A 2,006-nucleotide genomic window follows, 5' to 3' on the forward strand; every position below is an offset into this window, starting at 1 on the left:
ATAAGGGGCCGTGCGGGTTTATGGTACGCCGCTCTAGCCGTTCCCCGGCGAAAGCCGGGGTCCACGAGGGGTAGCGCTGTATCATCTGGACCCCGGCTTTCGCCGGGGAACAGCGCCTTACTTGCCTGAAGGACATATGTGCCGAACAAGTTCGGGGTGACGAAAGATCGGATGGCGCCTCCGGGTCGAAAGCTCCCTTGGCTGCCGCCTGTCGGCGCATAGGTCCACTCTCGCGCTTTTCTGCCATCCATCAGCGAGATGCGCGCCCTCAATCGTCCGGCCTCGCGCCAGTAGCGGATACGCTGCGGATAGCATCGCAAAGCGCATCGTCACCCTCCACCTACCTGTCGGGCTATTAGGAGATTATCAAAGTTTCCCTTTTATTCACCCTGCTTGATGGGGGGTCTGCTGGCGAAAGCCGCACTCACCCCGAACGAGAAGCAGGATGAAGCGATGAGTGCATTCGGACGTCGTCCCGGAACCGCTGGCCGCCCCGCCTTTGGCGTGGCGAAGCCGATGCAGACTGGGCCCGGCGTGCCCGGTGGAAGCCAGTTCCCGCCCATCGAGCCCGCGCCCGCCGCGCACGATCCGGCGCCCTCGCCCCTCAGCCCCGAGCTGGAGGCGATGGAGCGGCTGAACCAGCGCTCGTCGGCCGAGAATATGGAGCCCGAACGGGCGCAGGGGTTCGAGGCGAGCGTCCACAAGATCAAGGAACAGGTGCTGCCGCGCCTGCTCGAACGCGTCGATCCGGAGGCCGCGGCGACGCTGAGCAAGGACGAGCTGACCGAGGAATTCCGGCCGATCATCCTGGAAGTGCTGGCCGAGCTGCGCATCACGCTCAACCGCCGCGAACAATTCGCGCTCGAAAAGGTGCTCGTCGACGAACTGCTGGGCTTCGGCCCGCTCGAGGAATTGCTCGCCGACCCCGATATTTCCGACATCATGGTCAATGGGCCCTACCAGACCTATGTCGAACGCAAGGGCCAGCTCGTCATCGCGCCGATCCAGTTCCGCGACGAACAGCATCTGTTCCAGATCGCGCAGCGCATCTGCAACCAGGTCGGCCGTCGCGTCGACCAGACCACGCCGCTTGCCGACGCCCGCCTGAAGGACGGCAGCCGCGTCAACGTCATCGTCCCGCCGCTCAGCTTGCGCGGCACGGCCATTTCGATTCGTAAATTCTCGGCCAAGCCGATCACGCTCGACATGCTGTGCCAATGGGGCGCGATGAGCCAGAAGATGTGCACCGCGCTGAAGATCGCGGGCGCGAGCCGCTTCAACATCGTCATCTCGGGCGGCACCGGCTCGGGCAAGACGACGATGCTCAACGCGCTGTCGAAGATGATCGACCCCGGCGAGCGCGTGTTGACGATCGAGGACGCCGCCGAACTCCGGCTGCAGCAGCCGCACTGGCTGCCGCTCGAAACGCGCCCCGCGAACCTGGAAGGGAACGGCGCGATCCACATGGGCGACCTCGTCAAGAACGCCCTGCGTATGCGTCCCGACCGCATCATCATGGGTGAGGTTCGCGGCGCCGAATGTTTCGACCTGCTCGCCGCGATGAACACCGGCCACGACGGCTCGATGTGCACGCTCCACTCGAACAGCCCGCGCGAATGCCTCGGCCGTATGGAGAATATGGTGCTGATGGGCGACATCAAGATTCCGAAGGAGGCGATTTCCAAGCAGATCGCCGATTCGGTCGACCTGATTGTCCAGATCAAGCGCCTGCGCGACGGCTCGCGCCGTGTCACCAACGTCACCGAGGTGATCGGCATGGAGGGCGACGTCATCGTCACCCAGGAACTGTTCAAGTTCGAATATCTGGACGAGGACAAGGACGGCAAGATCGTCGGCGAATATCGCTCGATGGGCCTGCGCCCCTATACGCTGGAAAAGGCGCGCCAGTTCGGTTTCGACCAGCCCTATCTGGAAGCGTGCCTCTAGGGTTGCGCAGACTTGGCGGCTTGCCGCCTAGACCCCGATGACTTTGGATTGACCCACTT

General features: G+C 63.7%; 1 protein-coding gene. It reads left to right on the forward strand.

Annotated elements, in window-relative coordinates; translation table 11 throughout:
• Positions 1–453: 453 nt before the first annotated feature.
• Positions 454–1,947, forward strand: coding sequence for a TadA family conjugal transfer-associated ATPase (locus SGR02S_RS19185; protein ID WP_067113816.1), 1,494 nt, complete (start codon positions 454–456; stop codon positions 1,945–1,947).
• Positions 1,948–2,006 lie beyond the last annotated feature (59 nt).

The organism is Sphingopyxis granuli NBRC 100800, from assembly GCF_001591045.1.
In the GTDB taxonomy this organism is placed as follows: Bacteria; Pseudomonadota; Alphaproteobacteria; order Sphingomonadales; family Sphingomonadaceae; genus Sphingopyxis; species Sphingopyxis granuli.